This window comes from Sporichthya brevicatena (assembly GCF_039525035.1).
Taxonomy (GTDB): Bacteria; Actinomycetota; Actinomycetes; order Sporichthyales; family Sporichthyaceae; genus Sporichthya; species Sporichthya brevicatena.
Genome location: NZ_BAAAHE010000007.1, coordinates 396775 through 412490, shown reverse-complemented (window position 1 = coordinate 412490; position 15716 = coordinate 396775). Strand labels below are relative to the sequence as shown.

At 72.9% G+C, this 15716-nt stretch carries 13 protein-coding genes; 2 read left to right on the top strand and 11 right to left on the bottom strand.

The genetic code is table 11. The annotated features are described in order from the left end of the window. Positions 1-174 precede the first annotated feature (174 nt). The 7 genes from mftD to mftA are packed head-to-tail and all read right to left on the bottom strand — an operon-like array spanning position 175 to position 5952. Positions 175-1350, bottom strand: a complete 1176-nt coding sequence (mftD, locus tag ABD401_RS05160; protein WP_344602299.1) for a pre-mycofactocin synthase MftD — start codon at positions 1348-1350, stop codon at positions 175-177. After that, the gene (gene mftF / locus ABD401_RS05155; protein WP_344602297.1) at positions 1319-2782 is read right to left on the bottom strand and encodes a mycofactocin biosynthesis glycosyltransferase MftF; all 1464 of its coding nucleotides are present in this window, start codon (positions 2780-2782) and stop codon (positions 1319-1321) included. The genes mftD and mftF overlap by 32 nt, the downstream gene beginning before the upstream one ends. Positions 2783-2793: 11 nt before the next feature. Beyond that, the gene (locus ABD401_RS05150) at positions 2794-3594 is read right to left on the bottom strand and encodes a mycofactocin-coupled SDR family oxidoreductase (RefSeq protein ID WP_344602295.1); all 801 of its coding nucleotides are present in this window, start codon (positions 3592-3594) and stop codon (positions 2794-2796) included. After that, positions 3591-4322, bottom strand: coding sequence for a mycofactocin biosynthesis peptidyl-dipeptidase MftE (mftE, locus tag ABD401_RS05145; protein ID WP_344602293.1), 732 nt, complete (start codon positions 4320-4322; stop codon positions 3591-3593). Before mftE ends, ABD401_RS05150 begins: the two co-directional genes overlap by 4 nt. After that, positions 4309-5544 carry a mycofactocin radical SAM maturase gene (mftC, locus tag ABD401_RS05140; protein WP_344602291.1) on the bottom strand — a complete coding sequence of 412 codons (1236 nt, stop codon included), beginning with the start codon at positions 5542-5544 and terminating at the stop codon, positions 4309-4311. Before mftC ends, mftE begins: the two co-directional genes overlap by 14 nt. Continuing rightward, positions 5544-5852 carry a mycofactocin biosynthesis chaperone MftB gene (gene mftB / locus ABD401_RS05135; protein ID WP_344602289.1) on the bottom strand — a complete coding sequence of 103 codons (309 nt, stop codon included), beginning with the start codon at positions 5850-5852 and terminating at the stop codon, positions 5544-5546. The genes mftC and mftB overlap by 1 nt, the downstream gene beginning before the upstream one ends. Further along, on the bottom strand, positions 5842-5952 hold the full coding sequence (gene mftA / locus ABD401_RS05130) for a mycofactocin precursor MftA (protein ID WP_344602287.1): 111 nt from the start codon (positions 5950-5952) through the stop codon (positions 5842-5844). Before mftA ends, mftB begins: the two co-directional genes overlap by 11 nt. Positions 5953-6036: 84 nt before the next feature. Here mftA and ABD401_RS05125 point away from each other — a divergent pair, with 84 nt between their 5' ends. Continuing rightward, positions 6037-7500, top strand: a complete 1464-nt coding sequence (locus tag ABD401_RS05125; RefSeq protein ID WP_344602285.1) for a flavin-containing monooxygenase — start codon at positions 6037-6039, stop codon at positions 7498-7500. On the opposite strand, the gene ABD401_RS05120 is transcribed toward ABD401_RS05125, so the two are convergent. From ABD401_RS05120 to ABD401_RS05110, 3 genes are all read right to left on the bottom strand, one after another. Continuing rightward, on the bottom strand, positions 7446-10031 hold the full coding sequence (locus ABD401_RS05120) for a bifunctional FO biosynthesis protein CofGH (RefSeq protein WP_344602283.1): 2586 nt from the start codon (positions 10029-10031) through the stop codon (positions 7446-7448). The genes ABD401_RS05125 and ABD401_RS05120 overlap by 55 nt on opposite strands. Then, positions 10028-11035, bottom strand: a complete 1008-nt coding sequence (cofD, locus tag ABD401_RS05115) for a 2-phospho-L-lactate transferase (protein ID WP_344602281.1) — start codon at positions 11033-11035, stop codon at positions 10028-10030. The genes ABD401_RS05120 and cofD overlap by 4 nt, the downstream gene beginning before the upstream one ends. Positions 11036-11158: 123 nt before the next feature. After that, positions 11159-12319: a PucR family transcriptional regulator gene (locus ABD401_RS05110; protein ID WP_344602279.1), complete on the bottom strand. Its 1161-nt coding sequence runs from the start codon at positions 12317-12319 to the stop codon at positions 11159-11161. A 185-nt stretch (positions 12320-12504) separates the two neighbouring features. Here ABD401_RS05110 and ABD401_RS05105 point away from each other — a divergent pair, with 185 nt between their 5' ends. Then, positions 12505-14124, top strand: coding sequence for an ABC transporter substrate-binding protein (locus ABD401_RS05105; protein WP_344602277.1), 1620 nt, complete (start codon positions 12505-12507; stop codon positions 14122-14124). Between the two features lie 343 nt (positions 14125-14467). Here ABD401_RS05105 and ABD401_RS05100 read toward each other — a convergent pair whose 3' ends face one another. Next, entirely contained in the window at positions 14468-15688 is a 1221-nt protein-coding gene (locus ABD401_RS05100) for a thiolase family protein (RefSeq protein WP_344602275.1), read from the bottom strand. Between the last annotated feature and the right edge of the window lie 28 nt (positions 15689-15716).

Sequence of the window (15716 nt, the reverse complement as noted above, 5' to 3'; positions counted from 1 at the left end):
CACCACCGACGGGTCGTTCCTCGCTCACCCATCAAATGCTACTGCACTCAAGCAGATATGCAGAACATATGTTCGAATAATAGCTTCATCGGGCGGCCGGCGCAAGACCGAAAAGCAACGACCGCAGCGCCGGCCGAGGCCGGTCGCTGCGGTCGTGATGCCGCGGGGTGAGACCTACTCCGCGCCGAGGGCGCGGGTGAAGCCGTCCGGGATGAGGATGTCGGAGCGGGAGAACTCGCTGACCTCGGACTTGCCGGTGGCGAGCATCGTGGAGTCGATCCCGGCGCGCAGGATGTCCAGGACGTTCTCGACCCCGGCCTGGCCGTTCGCGGCCAGGCCCCACAGGTAGGCGCGGCCGATCAGGACCGCGCGGGCACCGAGCGCGACGGCCTTGACCACGTCCGAGCCGCGGCGGATCCCGCCGTCGAAGAGCACCTCGATCTGCGAGCCGACCGCGTCCGCGACCGCGGGCAGGGCCCGGATCGCCGCGGGAGTGCCGTCCAGGTTGTTCCCGCCGTGGTTCGACACCGAGATCGCCGAGACCCCGGCATCCACCGCGCGCTTGGCGTCATCGACCCGGCACACGCCCTTGAGCAGGAACGGCCCGTCCCACTGCGAACGCAGCCAGGCCACGTCCTCCCACGACGGGGGCGGGGTCATCATCCACTCGCCGTACGCCTCGAAGAACCCCGGCGAGGGCTCCGTGCGCGGACGCACGTTCGGCACACCCAGGTCCGGCAGCTTGCCGGTCTTGGCGAAGGCCAGCAGCCACTGCGGACGGATCGCGACCTCGGGGGCGAACTTCACCGCGGTCTTCAGGTCGATCGACTGCGGGATCGAGGGCGAGCCCCAGTCCCGCTGGTGGGAGAAGGACCAGTCCAGGGTCAGGATGATCCCGGCCGCACCGGCCGCCCGCGCCCGGTCCAACCGCGCGACCATCACCTCCCGCGACCCGGACCAGTACAGCTGGAAGAACGTCGGCACCCCGGTCGCCACGACGTCCTCGATCGGCTTGGACGCGAACGAGGACAACCCCATCGCGATCCCCCGCGCCGCCGCGGCCCGGGCCACCGCCACCTCACCGTCGGGGTGCACGGCCTGCACACCCGTCGGAGAGATCAGCACCGGCATCGAGATGTCCTGACCCAGCACCCGCACGCCCTGCTCACGCTTGGCCGACGCACCGGCCACGTGCGGGGCGAACCCGAGCTCGCCGAACGCCTTGAGGTTGTCCTCCAGCGTCAGACCACGCTCCGACCCGGCGATCAGCGCCTTGTACACCGACCGCGGCAGCCGCCGCTTGGCCCGCCGCTGCGCCTCAGCGACCGTCTCGAACCAGGGGTTGCCCATGCGTGCTGTCCTTTCCCGAGCGACCCCCCAGAATCCCACGGGCCCCACGGCGCGCGCGAATCGGCAGCAGCGGTCGCCCGGTACGGGCCCGCAGGGCTCCGACCAGCACACCCGCGCCGTAGAGGACGTCCTCGGCCACGTGACCTGCGACGAAGCTCACCCGGTAGTTCGGGGGCCGGGAGGTCCACCCGGCGTGCGCCGGCCCCGCCGCGAGCAGCGCCAGGGCCGCGAACCGCGTCCGGCGCCGGGTCAGGCCGGCCAGCAGGAGGGGGCTGAGGAACTGGGTCGCATACGTGCCGGACGCCCGCGCGGTCTTCGCCGTCCGGTCGGCGACCGCGCCGACCGTCCCGGCCGCCGGCAGCCCCGCCCCGGCGCGGACGCGCCGCTCGTCCAGCACCGCCCCGGCGAACGCGGCCGCCGCGAGCCCCGGCCGCCGCGCGAGCAGCGCCCCGAGGCCCGCCGCCGTCCACGGCTCCAGGACCAGCGGCGACATCGCGCCCGGGTGCCGCCGGCTCAGCGGCCCCGCCGACGTCCCGTAGTGGAACCGTCGCGCCAGCACGCCGCGCCAGGTCGCGGGCTCGACGTGCTCCACCCGCACCGTCGGCTCGTAGCGCACCCGCCACCCGGCCTCGACCAGCCGCCAGATCAGGTCGACGTCCTCGCCGTACCGGAGCCGCTCGTCGAACGCCTCCGCACTGGAGATGTCATCTGCACTGGAGATGTCATCTCCAGTGCAGTCGAGCAGGGCCGCGCGGCGGGCCAGGAGCGCCGCGGTGGGGACGTAGGAGACCGGGGTACCGGGCGCGACCCGGGCCACGCGGGGACCGAGGTCGAGGGCCCCGCGAGCGCCGGCCGGGGCACCAGGGGCGGCGACGATGCGCGGCGCCACCGCGGCGACGGCGGGATCGATCAGGTGGCCGGCGAGGGCGTCGATCCAGCCCGGGGACGGGACGCAGTCGCTGTCCAGGAACGCGACGTAGTCGGTCGTCACCGCCGCGAGGCCGGTGTTCCGCGCCGCCGCGGGCCCGCCGTTGACCTCGCGCCGGATCAGGCGCGCCCCGCAACCCGCGGCGACCTTCGCGATCGCGGCCGGGTCGGGCGAGGCGTCGTCGACGACGAGGACGGGGTACGCGTCCCCAAGCGCCCGCAGACAGTTCTCCAGCGCCGCCGCCCGGCCGTGGACCGGGATCAGCACCGTCACCGGCACCCCGGCGACCGGGAGCGGCCGCGGATGCGCGAGCCCGGCATCGATCAGCCGCCGCGCGAGCGCTCCCCCGTTGGCGGTGCGCACGACCCCGCCCCGCAGTTCCGCCAGGGCACCGACCCCCGCCGGTCCGAGCCGCAGCACCCGCCGCGGCACGCCGCCGACCACCACGCCGTCACCGATCTGACGCAGCGTCGGATCGAACTCGACGCGGGTGCCGACCGGCACCCCCGGGAGGGTCACAGCCCGAGGCCGGCGTCCACGGGAACGATCGCGCCCGTCATCGCGCCGGACTTCTGGCTCGCGAGGAAGGCCACCACGGCGGCGACCTCGTCCGGGTGGAGCAGTCGGTCCTGCGGCGCCTGCCTGGCGAACTCCGCAGCGGCGGGCAGGTCGTAGAGCCGCGCCGACTCGGCGAGCATCTCCGTGTCCGTCGACCCCGGGCTGACGGCGTTCGCGGTGATCCCGGAGTCGCCGAGCTCGACGGCCAGCGCGCGGATGAAACCCGTGATGCCGGCCTTCGCCGCGCAGTACGCAGCCAGCTTCGGCAGCCCCCGCGTCGCGCCGGCGGAGGCGATGGCGAGGAACCGCCCGCTCCGCGGCGCGGGCCGGTTGAGCATCGCCGGGATCGTCACCCGGGCAAGGTTCAGGACCCCGTCGAGATTCACGTCGAGCACGACCTGCTCGGTCTCCACCGACGTCTCCCAGTGCGGCGCTCCCCCGCCCATGGCGCCCGCGCACGCGATCGCGACGTCGATCCCGCCCCACCGCCGCTCCGCGTCGGCCACCGCGGCCTCCAGCCGCGTCAGGTCGCGGACGTCCGCGACGAAGGCCGCCGCGCCACCCGCGCCGGAGTCGTTCGCGAGCTTCACGACCGCGTCCAGGTCCGCCGTCGTCGCCAGCGGGTACCCCAGCGCCGAGTCGTCGGTCACCGCGTCGACGCAGAGCACCGAGTAACCCTGCCGCGCGAGCTCAGCCACCGTCGCGGCCCCGATCCCCCGCGCGGCACCGGTGACGATCGCGACCCGTCCCGCGCTCATGACGCGACCCCTTCCGCCGTTGCGTCCGAAGATGTGGTCGCAATAGCAGCCACATCGTCGGACGTCCGCTCCACGAACGCGACGAGGTCGTCCGTCAGGCGAGCGAGCAGTGCCCGGCCCTCCTCGGCGGACGCGCCGACGGGGTTGCCGAGGATCCCGTTCGCGCTCGCGGCCCGGATGCCCTGGGCCCGCAGCAGCGGGAGGATCTCGGGCAGCGGGGCGGAGTTGCCGGGCTCGGCGAGCTCCAGGCGGACCCGCCGCGGGTCGAGGTGGAGCATCAGGGACGTCTCCGCCCGGCCGGCGTGGGCGTCGCCGGTCCAGCGGGGCTCGAAGAACCGGACGTCCCGGCCCTCGGCCCGCAGCTGCGTCACGGCGGCCCGCAGGCCCTCGCCGTTGCCGCCGTGCCCGGAGACGAACAGCACCCGACGGAACGTGTCGGTCGCCGAGCGGGCCAGTTCGACCAGGACGTGCGTCAGCGCCTCGGTCCCGATCGAGAGCGTGCCCGGGAACCCGGCGTGCTCCCCGCTGGCGCCGAACGGCAGCGGAGGCGCGACGACGACGTCGGGCCGCCGGTCCGCGAGGCCCTCGCAGAGGGCCACCGCGATGTCGGTGTCCACCGAGTGCGGCAGGTGCGGGCCGTGCTGCTCGGTCGAGCCGAGCGGAACGGCCAGGACCGCCGGGCCGACCTCGCCGGCGACCTGAGGCCAGGTCAGGTCAGCGAGACGCAACGAAGCCCGCCAGGGGGCTGGCGTCGCAGGCCCGGTCGGGCGGGGTGGTCAGGCCGGTGAGCGAGTCCGGGCGCGGGCCGATGCTGACGGGCACCGGACCGGTCGGCTTGCGGCCGCCCGGCTTGGAGTGGTCCACCGGCGACTTCGGGGCCGACGTGCGGTCCGCCGCCGCGAGCGCGTGCTCGCCGTGGCCCCGGACGCACTCGGGGTCGGGCCCGTCGAGCGGAAGCCCCGTGAAGAACTTGGCCGCCATACAGCCACCGCGGCACGAGTCGTACGCCGAGCAGGACGAGCACGCCCCGCCGGTCTGAGGCTCGCGCAGGTGGGCGAACAGGTCCGACCTCCGCCACACGCCGGCGAAGCCGCCCGGGTCGAGGACGTTGCCCGCGAGGAACTCGGGGTGGATCGCGAACGGGCACGCGTAGACGTCGCCGACCGGGTCGATCAGGCAGACCACACGCCCGGCCCCGCACAGGTTCAGCCCCGGCAGTGCCGAGCCGTAGCCCGCGAGGTGGAAGAACGAGTCCCCGGTGAGGACGTTGTCGCCGCGGTCGAGCAGCCAGTCGTAGAGCGCGCGCTGCTGGTCGGCGAACAGGTGCATGTCGTCCCAGACGTCCGCGCCACGGCCCGAGGGACGGAGCCGCGTCAGGCGCAGCGTCGCTCCGTACCGCTCGGCGAGCGCGGCGAAGTCGTCCAGCTGACCGACGTTCTGACGCGTCATCACGACGGAGATCTTGGCGTTGGAGAACCCGGCCGCCGCGAGGTTGTCGAGGGCCCGCAGCGCGGTGTCGAACGACCCCGTCCCGCGGACCGCGTCGTTGATCTCGGCGGTCGCGCCGTCGAGCGAGATCTGGACGTCGAGGTAGTCGTTCGCCGCGATGCGCGCCGCCGCCGCGGGCGTGATGCGCGAGCCGTTCGTCGAGAACTTCACGCCGACCTTGTGCGCGGTCGCGTAGTCGAGCAGCTCGAAGAAGTCGGGCCGCACGGTGGGCTCGCCGCCGCCGACGTTGACGTAGAAGACCTTCATCGCCTCGAGCTCGTCGATCACCGCCATGCACTGGGCGGTGGTGAGCTCGCGCGGGTCGCGACGACCCGAGCTGGACAGGCAGTGGACGCACGCCAGGTTGCAGGCGTACGTGAGCTCCCAGGTCAGGCAGATCGGGGACTCGAGCCCGAGGGCGAACTCCTCGATCAGGGGACGCGGCGAGGTCGGCGCGGTCATCAGCCCTCCCGGGCGGTGATCATCTGGGTCTCGGCCAGGCGCGCCAGGGCGGCGCGGTACGTCGGCAGCTCGGCCTCGCCGACGCCGGCCGCGGCGCAGGCCTCACGGGCACTGGCCGACCCACCCAGCTGCTGCACGACGGCGAGCAGCTCACGGCTGCGCAGGAACGACAGCCGACGGGTGTCGAAGCTGTAGAGCAGGGCCCCGAAACGCTCCGGACGGATCTCCACCCGCGGGTGGAGATCCCAGGCGGCGTCGAGGTCGAACGAGGGCCTGCCGGCGATGGGACTGGGCGCCTTAGTAGACACCGCACATGCCGTCGATGGAGACGTCCTCGACGAGCAGGTCCTCGGCGACGACCTCGTCGGCGACGTCGGTGGCGGGGGCGTCGACCTGGGGCTCGAGCATGGTGCGCTCCTCGGGATCTCGCGCGGAAAATTTCGTGCAGCAGGACCAACTGTAATCGGCTCACCTGCGACTACTCTCCCGCGCATGGCGCAAGCGGACCCCGGCCCTCGCATCCTGATCGTCGGCGCCGGCTTCGGCGGGGTCGCCATGGCGATCGAACTGCGCAAACACGGCTTTTCGGACATCACCGTCCTTGAGGGCGCTCCGGAGCCCGGGGGGACGTGGTTCCACAACAGCTACCCGGGCGCGGCCTGCGACGTCCCGAGCCCGCTGTACTCCTTCTCGTTCGCCCAGCGCACCGACTGGACGCACCTGTGCTCCCCGCAGCCGGCGATCTTGCGCTACCTGCAGGAGGTGACCCGCAGCTTCGGCATCGAGCCCCTGATCCGGTTCAACTCCCTCGTCCAGGACTGCACCTGGGACGGCGACGCCCGGCAGTGGACGGTCCGCACCGCGGACGGCGCGGAGCACGTCGGGGACGCGCTCGTGATCGCGACGGGCCAGCTCCACCAGCCGGTGATCCCCGACCTGCCCGGGCGGGACGTCTTCACCGGTAAGCAGTTCCACTCCGCCCGCTGGGACCACGACTACGACCTGACCGGCAAGCGCGTCGCCGTCATCGGGTCGGGCGCGAGCGCCGTGCAGTTCGTCCCCGAGATCGCCCCGAAGGTGGCCCGCCTGACCGTCTTCCAGCGGACGGGCAACTGGTTCCTGGCCCGGCGCAACCGGCCGTACCCGTTCCCGATCCGCTGGGCGATCGAGCACGTCCCGTTCGTCCAGCCGGCGCTGCGCAACTTCTACTACTGGTACGCCGAGTTGCTGACCGCCTCGATCCGCCACCCGCGGACGCTCGGCAAGGTCGTCGGCCTGCGCTCCGCCGCCTTCATGAAGCGCAAGGTCAAGGACCCGGAGCTCCGCCGGAAGATCTGGCCGGACCACACCTTCGGCTGCAAGCGCGTGCTGTTCTCCAGCCATTTCCTGCCCGCGCTGACCCGCTCGAACGTCGACGTCGTCACCGAGAAGATCACCGGGCTGACCGAGACCGGTGTCCGCACGGCGGACGGCCGCGTGACGGACGTCGACTGCGTCATCTGGGCCACCGGGTTCGCGACCAACGACTTCATGTTCCCGATGGAGATCCGCGGCCGGGACGGACTCGACCTGCGCGAGGTCTGGGCGAAGGGCGCCCACGCTCACCTCGGCATCACCGTGCCGGGCTTCCCCTCGATGTTCGTCCTCTACGGCCCGAACACGAACACCTCGGGCGGCTCGATCATCTGGTACCTCGAGCAGCAGGCCGCCTACGTGCGGCAGGCGCTCGAACTCGTCCGCGACCGGAACGCCGCCGCGATCGAGGTCAAGCCCGAGGTCGAGGCGGCCTCCGACGCCGCGCTGCAGCGCCGCTTCGCCGGCACGGCCTGGCTCGCCTGCGACTCCTGGTACCGCGACTCCGACGGCCGGATCGTGGCCAACTGGCCCGGCTACATGCGCGACTACCTCGCCGCGGTCAAGGAGATCAACGGCAACGACTTCGAGCTCGTCAGCTGATCCTGCGCCGCGTAGGCCAGGGCGACGCGCTCGGGATCGACGGCGCCGTAGGCGGTGGTCCGCTGCCGGGTCGGACGCCCGACGCCGGCCGCGATCTCGTCCAGCTCCTGCGGTGACCGCCGCGAGCCGTGCTCGGAGCCGGCCATGCGCGAGATGGTCTCCTCCATCAGCGTCCCGCCGAGGTCGTTGACCCCCGCCCGCAGCGTCGCCCGCGTGCCCTCGACGCCGAGCTTCACCCAGGACGTCTGGATGTTGTCGATCCGCCCGTGCAGCAGCAGTCGGGCCATCGCGTGAACGGCCAGGTTGTCGCGCGCCGTCGGACCCGGCCGGGCGACGCCGGCGAGGTAGAGCGGCGCGCTGGTGTGGACGAACGGCAGCGGGACGAACTCGGTGAACCCGCCGGTCTCGTCCTGCAGCCGCGCCAGGAGCTTGAGGTGCGCGACCCAGTGCTCCGGGGTGTCGACGTGGCCGTACATCATCGTGGAGCTCGAGCGGATGCCGACGGAATGCGCCGTCGTGACGACGTCGATCCACGCCGCCGTCGGCAGCTTGCCCTTCGTCAGCACCCAACGGACCTCGTCGTCGAGGATCTCCGCCGCAGTGCCCGGGATGGTGTCGAGCCCGGCCTCCCGCGCGGCGGTCAGCCACTCGCGGACCGACATCCCCGCCTTCGTCGCCCCGTTGACGACCTCCATCGGGCTGAAGGCGTGCACGTGCATCTGCGGCACGCGCTCCTTCACCGCCCGCACCAGGTCGAAGTACGCCGTGCCCGAGAGCTCCGGGTCGATCCCACCCTGCATGCAGACCTCGGTCGCGCCGACGCCCCACGCCTCGGCCGCGCGGTCCGCCACCTGCTGGAGGGAGAGCGAGTACGCGTCGGCGTCCGTGCGCCGCTGCGCGAACGCGCAGAACCGGCAGCCGGTGTAGCAGACGTTGGTGAAGTTGATGTTCCGGTTGACGACGTAGGTGACCTCGGGCCCGTTGACGTCGGCGCGGATCGCGTCGGCCAGCGCCGCCAGCGCTTCGAGCGCCGGGCCGTCGCAGGTCATCAACGCGAGCGCCTGAGCGTCCGTCAGATCGGCGGGCGAACGCTCGGCCGACCGCAGCGCGGCGGCGACGTCGCCGTCGAGTCGCTCGGGGGCGGTGCTCCCGGGCGGACCGATCCGGCGCGCGTCCTCGCGGACCGCCTCCCAGTCGCCGTAGGCGGCGTCGAAGTCCGACCGCGTCTCGGTGCGCCGACCCTCGGTGTCGATGGCGGCGTGCAGGTCGACCCGGCCGGTCTCGGTCAGCCGCTCCGGCTCCTGCCAGGGCCGGCCGACCGGCCGCACGCCCGGGCGGACGAGGCCGTCGGCGCCAGCCAGCGCCGCCACGTGCGGGGCGACGCGGGGGTCGATCCAGGGCTCTCCCGCCCGGACGTACTCGGGGTGGACGGTCAGGCGCGGCGTGAGGGTGAACCCCGCTTCCGCGGTGGCGGCCGCCAGGACGTCGCGCGCCGGCCAGGGCCGCTCCGGGTTGACGTGATCGGGGGTCAGCGGCGAGACGCCACCCCAGTCGTCGACGCCGGCGCCGAGCAGCGCGGCGAGCTCGTCGGGCGCGGAGAGGTTCGGCGGGGCCTGGATGCGCATCCGCGGCCCGAGCACGACGCGCGCCGTCGCGACCGCGGCCAGGTACTCCCCGAAGCCGACGTCCGGCACGGAGCGCATCGCGGTGTCCGGCTTCGCGCGGAAGTTCTGGACGATGACCTCCTGCACGTGCCCGTACGCCCGGGCCACGCGGCGCAGCGCGAACAGCGACTCGGCCCGCTCCAGCGGTGTCTCGCCGATGCCGATGAGCAGCCCGGTCGTGAACGGCACGTTGAGGCGGCCCGCGTCCTCCAGGACTCGCAGCCGAACGGCCGGGTCCTTGTCGGGCGAGCCGTGGTGCGCGCCCCCGGGTTCGGAGAACAATCGGGTCGCGGTCGTCTCCAGCATCATCCCCATCGACGGCGAGACCGGCTTGACGCGCGCAATCTCCTCCCACGTCATCACGCCGGGGTTGAGGTGCGGGAGCAGGCCGGTCTCCTCCAGCACGCGGATCGCGAGGGCGCGCAGGTAGTCCAGCGTCGAGTCGTACCCGGCCTCGGTCAGCCACTGCTGCGCCACCGGCCAGCGGTCCTCGGGACGGTCGCCGACCGTGAACAGCGCCTCGGTGCAACCGAGCTCCGCGCCGCGCCGGCAGAGATCGAGCACCTCGTCGACGGACAGATACGGATCCACGCCCTCACGGCGCAACTGACCCGGCGTCACGGTGAAGGTGCAGTAGTGGCAGCGGTCGCGGCAGAGCCGCGTCACCGGCACGAAGACCTTCGGCGAGTAGGTGACGACGCCCGGCCGGCCCGCGGCCTCGAGCCCCGCGTCGCGGACCCGGGCGGCGGTGGCCGTCAGGTCCGCCAACGCCTCCCCGCGGGCGCCGAGCAGTTCGGTCACCTCGGAAACGTTCAAGGTCGCCCCGTCGCGGGCCCGGCGCAGTGCGCGCCGCAGTCCCGCGTTCACCGGCGCTCCCGGGTCTCGGACGCGCCGGCTCGTCGCTCGGCCGGGGCGAACCGCTCCAGCACCGCGCGCGCGGCGGGCAGGTCGATCGCTCCGTCGCCGAGCTCGGTCGCGAGGGTGTCGGCGAGCAGGGCCTCCAGCCCGAAGCCGGCGACGGTCTCGGCCTCGATCTCGTCGGCGCGGTCGAGCACGAACACGTCCGCGACGTCGCGCAGCAGGCTCGCGGCCGCCGACGCGGTGTGCGAGAGCCCGACCGACCGCAGCAGTCCGGCTCGGGTGTCCGCGCGGTGCTGCTCACCGGCAGCCCTGATCGGCACCCCCGACACGACCGGCGTGACGGCGACGACCGGGGCCTGACTCGCACGCAGCGCCTCGCGGACGCCCGGCAGCGCGAGGATCGGGCCGACGCTCGCGAGTGGGTTGCTCGGCGCGATCACGACGAGGTCGGCGGTGAGGATCGCCTCCAGCACGCCCGGGGCGGGCGCGGCGGTGTCGGCATTGCGGTAGGAGATCGCGCGCACCTCGTCGCGCGAGCGACGGGCCACGTGGAACTCCTGGAAGTGCAGGAGCTCGCCGGCCGCGGTCAGGACGTAGGAGGTCACCTCGTCCTCGGTCATCGGCAGCACCGGCGTCGCGACCCCGAGGCCCGCGGCGAGCCGCCGCGTCACCTCCGCCAGGCCGACGCCGTCACGGAGCAGCCCGGTGCGGAACAGGTGCGTCCCGAGGTCGAGGTCGCCGAGGTTGAACCACGGGTCGCCGCCGAGCGCACGCACGGCGGCCATCGCCCGCCAGGACTCCCCCTGCACGCCCCACCCGCGCTCGAGGTCCTGCCGACCGGAGAGGGCGTAGAGGGTGGTGTCGAGGTCCGGACAGACCCGCAGGCCGTGCACCCAGAGGTCGTCCGCGGTGTTGACGACGACGGTCAACGCACTCGGTTCGGTCAGTTCGGCGAGCAGCGCCCGCCAGAACCGCGACGCGCCGACGCCGCCGCCCAGTCCCACGATCACCCGCGGACCTCCCTGTGGTGGGTGTAGCCGCTCATGCTCCGTGACCTCGGCCGCGTGCGCCATGGACGGACGGACGAAGGTGCCGGTGTCGCCTTGTACGCGGCTCCAAGCGGGGCTGCCGATTCAGGCGCCGGGGGTCTGTTCCCGCAGCGCCCAGGACTCGAGGGCCCACCACACCTCGATGAGGGTCTCGGTGTCGTCGAGGTCCGCCCCGGTCAGCTCGGCGTAGCGGGCGAGCCGGTACCGGACGGTGTTGACGTGGACGGACAGCGCCGCCGCCGTCTCCGCGATGTGCCGCCGGCAGGCGAGGAAGGTGCGGACCGTCGACAGGACGATGCCCGCCGTCGCGCCGGTGGCCAGGACCGGCGTCGCGTACCGGGCGAGCAGGGCCTCGGAGAGCTCGCCCTCCTCGACGACCGCGATCCGGATCGAGAGCGTGTTGTTGTCGACCAGACCCTGCCGCTGGAACCGGGCGGCGACGTTGAGCAGTCGCGTCGCCTCGCCGAAGGCCTGGGGGAACCCGGCGGGCGGGACGGGGCCGGAGACGGCCAGCACGGCGCCGTCGGCCTCCACCGTGGGCCGCTTCGCGGTGACGGCGACGACGTCCCCGTCGATCCACCCGATCAGCGGCCGGAAGGTCGACGTCGCGCCCGAGTACTCCAGTCGCCGCGACAGCGCGTGCCGGTGCTCCTCGGGATGCCGACCGCGACTGACCCAGTACTCGGCGTCGGGCACCAGTCCGTAGGCCACGCCGCCGACCAGGACCTCGGCGGGCAGCAGGGTGCCGGTGAGCAGTCGCTGGAGGAAGGCGAGCCGCTCCTGCTCGTCGCGGCGCGCGAACTCGATGTCGATCTGCTGCCGCTCGGCGACGACCTCGGTGGAGTAACGGTCCGTCAGGTCCCAGAGCAGCCGCGTGGCGTGGAGGACGTCGACGGCCGGGATCTGCAGGTCGGTCGCCGTCGCCAGGAACTCCTCGCGGAGCAGGCCCATCACCGCGCGGTACGCACCGACGACGACGTCGGCCGGAATGCCCTGCAGCGCGCGCTGGCCGCCGGACTGCCGCTCGGTCTCCTCGGCCTCGGCCGGCAGGTCCGGGCTCCCCCGCAGGACCGACACGACCCGCAGGACGTTGCGGCGGGCCGAACTCCGCAGCGAGGGCAGCGGGATGCGGTCGTACCCGGCGAACTCGCGCACGGCCTTCACCTGGGCGGTGACCAGGGCTTCCTCGCGCTCCATCAGCGCGTCGGCAACCGCGGTCAGGCTGCGCGGGGTGGCGTCGAGCACCCGTCCTCCTCTTGGAGCGGCCTACAAATCGAGGGGCCACCGTTCGTAGCGGACTCCATTGTGACCCCGGTCTCACTCACGAACCATGAACGGCACAAGCCGGGCATGTCGACGTCTCGGTTTCTCGTCCCGGTCAACCGACGCGGCGAACCGACCCGGCCCCCCACACCTTCGAGGAGACCCACGTGCGAGTCCACTCCAGGCGCTTCCTCACCGCGACCCCGATCGTGCTGAGTGCGGCGCTCGTGCTGAGCTCCTGCGGCGGCGGCACCAGCGACAACGACGCCGCGGCGGCGAACGCCGCACAGCAGGAAGCCGTCGTCACCGACCCGGCCGGGGCGCCGGTCGACGCGGCCGGCACCGACTCCGCGGCCGCGGACCCCGCCGCCGCACCGGTTGCAGACGCCGCGGGCGAAGCCGCCGCGGGGCAGGCGCCCGTCACCGGTGCGGCCGCGCCCGTGGAGTCGGCCGGTTCGGCCGCGACCAACGCCTCGGCGAAGAAGGCCAAGACGTCGTCGAGCGGCTCGAGCAAGGGCGCCGCCGGCACCTCCCTCGGCGGCCTGACGAGCATCGACACCGCCGCCGAGCGCGCCGCCAACGAGCGCCTCGCGGCACAGCGCAACGGCGCGACCGACATGGGCGTCACCAAGGACTCGATCAAGCTCGGCACCGTCGGCATGTACGGCATGGCGCTGGGCAACCTGCTGATCGGTCCGATCGCCGCCGGCATCAAGGCGACGTTCACCTCGATCAACGACCGCGGCGGCGTCCTCGGCCGGCGGCTGTCGCTGGTCGAGTGCGACGACGGCCCGGGCGAGGTGTCCCGGTCCAAGGCCTGCATCAAGAAGCTGATCGGCCAGGACAAGATCTTCGCGTTCCTCGGCTACACGAGCTGGGCGTCGGCGTCGATCCACTCCGACCTCGCGCAGTACAAGATCCCCGCCGTCGGGACCTGGGCCTACTCCCAGACCGAGTGGCAGGACCCGTACATGTTCCCGACGCACATGTCGATGGTTCACGAGGCGATGACCAACGCCCACTGGGTCAAGAACGTCATCAAGCCCAAGACGTACGGCCTGCTCTGTCTGACCAGCCCCGAGATGCAGCTCTCCTGCAGCGAGGTCCAGCGGATCCTCGACGCCTCCGGCGCGAAGATGGTGAAGAAGGTCGACGTCGGCATCACGGAGACGTCGATGTCCGGTCAGGTCCTCGCGATGCGCGCGGCCAACCCCGATCACGTCATCCACTACGTGATCAACGCGGCGACGACGACGAAGTTCCTCGTCGAGGCGGCGCAGCAGAACTACTACCCGCCGAAGGGCATCTCCGGTAACCACATGGCCGGCGAGATCATCGGCTCCCTGTTCGGCAAGCACCCGGCCGGCCGTTACTGGACCAACACGACGTACAAGCTCTGGGGCACCGAATTCATGGCGATCATGAACCGCTACGCCCGCGGCAACAAGGGCCTGAACCACCACATCGTCCAGGCCGCCTACGTCGGCGCCCTCGTGTTCGAGCGGGCTGCGAAGGCCATCGGCCCGAACCTCACCCGCGAGCGCCTCATGGCCCAGCTCGGCAACGGCGACGTCTACGCCGCCGACGCCTCCCTGGAACAGAGCTGGTCGTGGAACAAGGCCGAACGCGGCGGCACCGGCGCCGCACAGACCTGGAGCGACAAGCAGGGTCAGGGCCGCGAGTACATGTACAAGTACGAGAACACGAACACGATCGCCAACCCGGACGGCAGTCCCTCGGGCTTCGCCCCCGACAAGGACCAGTTCGTCATCTACACCAACAAGTGAGGCTCTGACCGCCGCTCCTCCGGGCGGGCACCGGGTTCCCCGGTGCCCGCCTTTCGTTCGGCAGCGCCCCGGGGGACGGTTTCACTGGCTGCGGCCGTCTTCACTGGCTGCGGCCGTCTCCACTGGCTGCGGCCGTCTCCACTGGCTGCGGCCGTCTTCACAGGCTGCGGCCGTCTTCACTGGCCCCGCCCAGCTGGTGAAGCAGGGGCTCGACTTGTGAAGACGTCGCCCGGGTCGCCGGGTAGCGCCCCCGGGGACGGCTTCACTCGCTGGGGACAGGCTCTACTCGCCCGGCCTGGCGAGTGAGGCCTGGCGCCGGCGAGTGAAGCGCACGCGCCGGCGGTCAGCGGGTCGTGCGCTCGAGGATGGTGACGACGGCGACGGCCTCGTGGTCGCCGAGGATCCCGCCCGAGTTCTGGGCGAGGGCGAGGCGCGCGCCGGGGACCTGGCGGGCGCCGCAGCGGCCGCGCAACTGGTCGGTGAGCTCGACGATCTGGCCGCACCCGGTGGCGCCGACGGGGTGGCCTCGCGAGAGCAAGCCACCGCTGGGATTGACGGGCCGCCGGCCGCCGGGGCCGGTGATGCCGTCGCGGAGCAGACCGAGCGCGCCGCCCTCGGGGCACAGCCCGATCTCCTCGAGGCAGAACAGCTCCGCCGGGGCGGCGGCGTCGTGGACCTCGACGACGTCGACGTCGTGCGGGCCGACGCCGGCCTGGATGAACGCCTTGGCGGCGGCGAGGCCGGCCGGGAAGTCCGCGGTGGTCGGGTCGTTGCTGACGATGCCCTGGCCGGCGACGCGCACCACCCGCCGGCCGAGTCGCTTCGCGAGCCGGTCGGAGACGACCACGACCGCCGCGGCGCCGTCACCGATCGGGGCGCACATGGACAACCGCAGCGGGTCGGAGATCACCCGGCCGCCGAGCACCTCCTCGACCGTCGTCGGCGTCGTGAACTGGGCCTTGGGGTTGAGCGCCGCGAACGCGCGGGACTTCACGACGACGCGGGCGAGGTCGGTGACGTCGCCGCCGGCCTTCTCCAGGTACACCGCACCCTTGTGCGCGTAGTGGTCCATGAACGCGGACGCGGTGGGCGCCGACTCCCCCGCCGGGCGCGGTTCACCCAGCGTCGTGGTCGCGACCAGCGTGCGCATGTCCGGCCGGCGCAGGGTGTCGGTGGCGGAGGCGAGCGCCCCGAAGACGCGCGCCTTGTCGGGCACGGTCATCTTCTCGACGCCGACGGCCAGCGCCGCGTCGAGCATCCCGCCCCGCACCGCGGTGACGGCCAACGCCAGCGCCGACGAACTCGACGCGCATGCGTTCTCGACGTTGACGATCGGCGCCCCGAGCAGACCGGACGCGCGCAGGAACACCTGACCGCGGATCATCTCCTGCCCGAGCAGCAGACCGGCCGCGGCGTTCCCGAGGAAGACCTGGCCGATCTCGGTGGCCGCGAGGCCGGCGTCGGCCAGGGCGGCGGCCACGGCCTGCGAGGCCAGCGCCTCCGGCCCGTGCGGCGAACGCCCGAAGGCCGTCATGGCCGCGCCGGCGACCCAGGCGTCAGCCATGACGGTCAATCATGACGGTCCATCATGA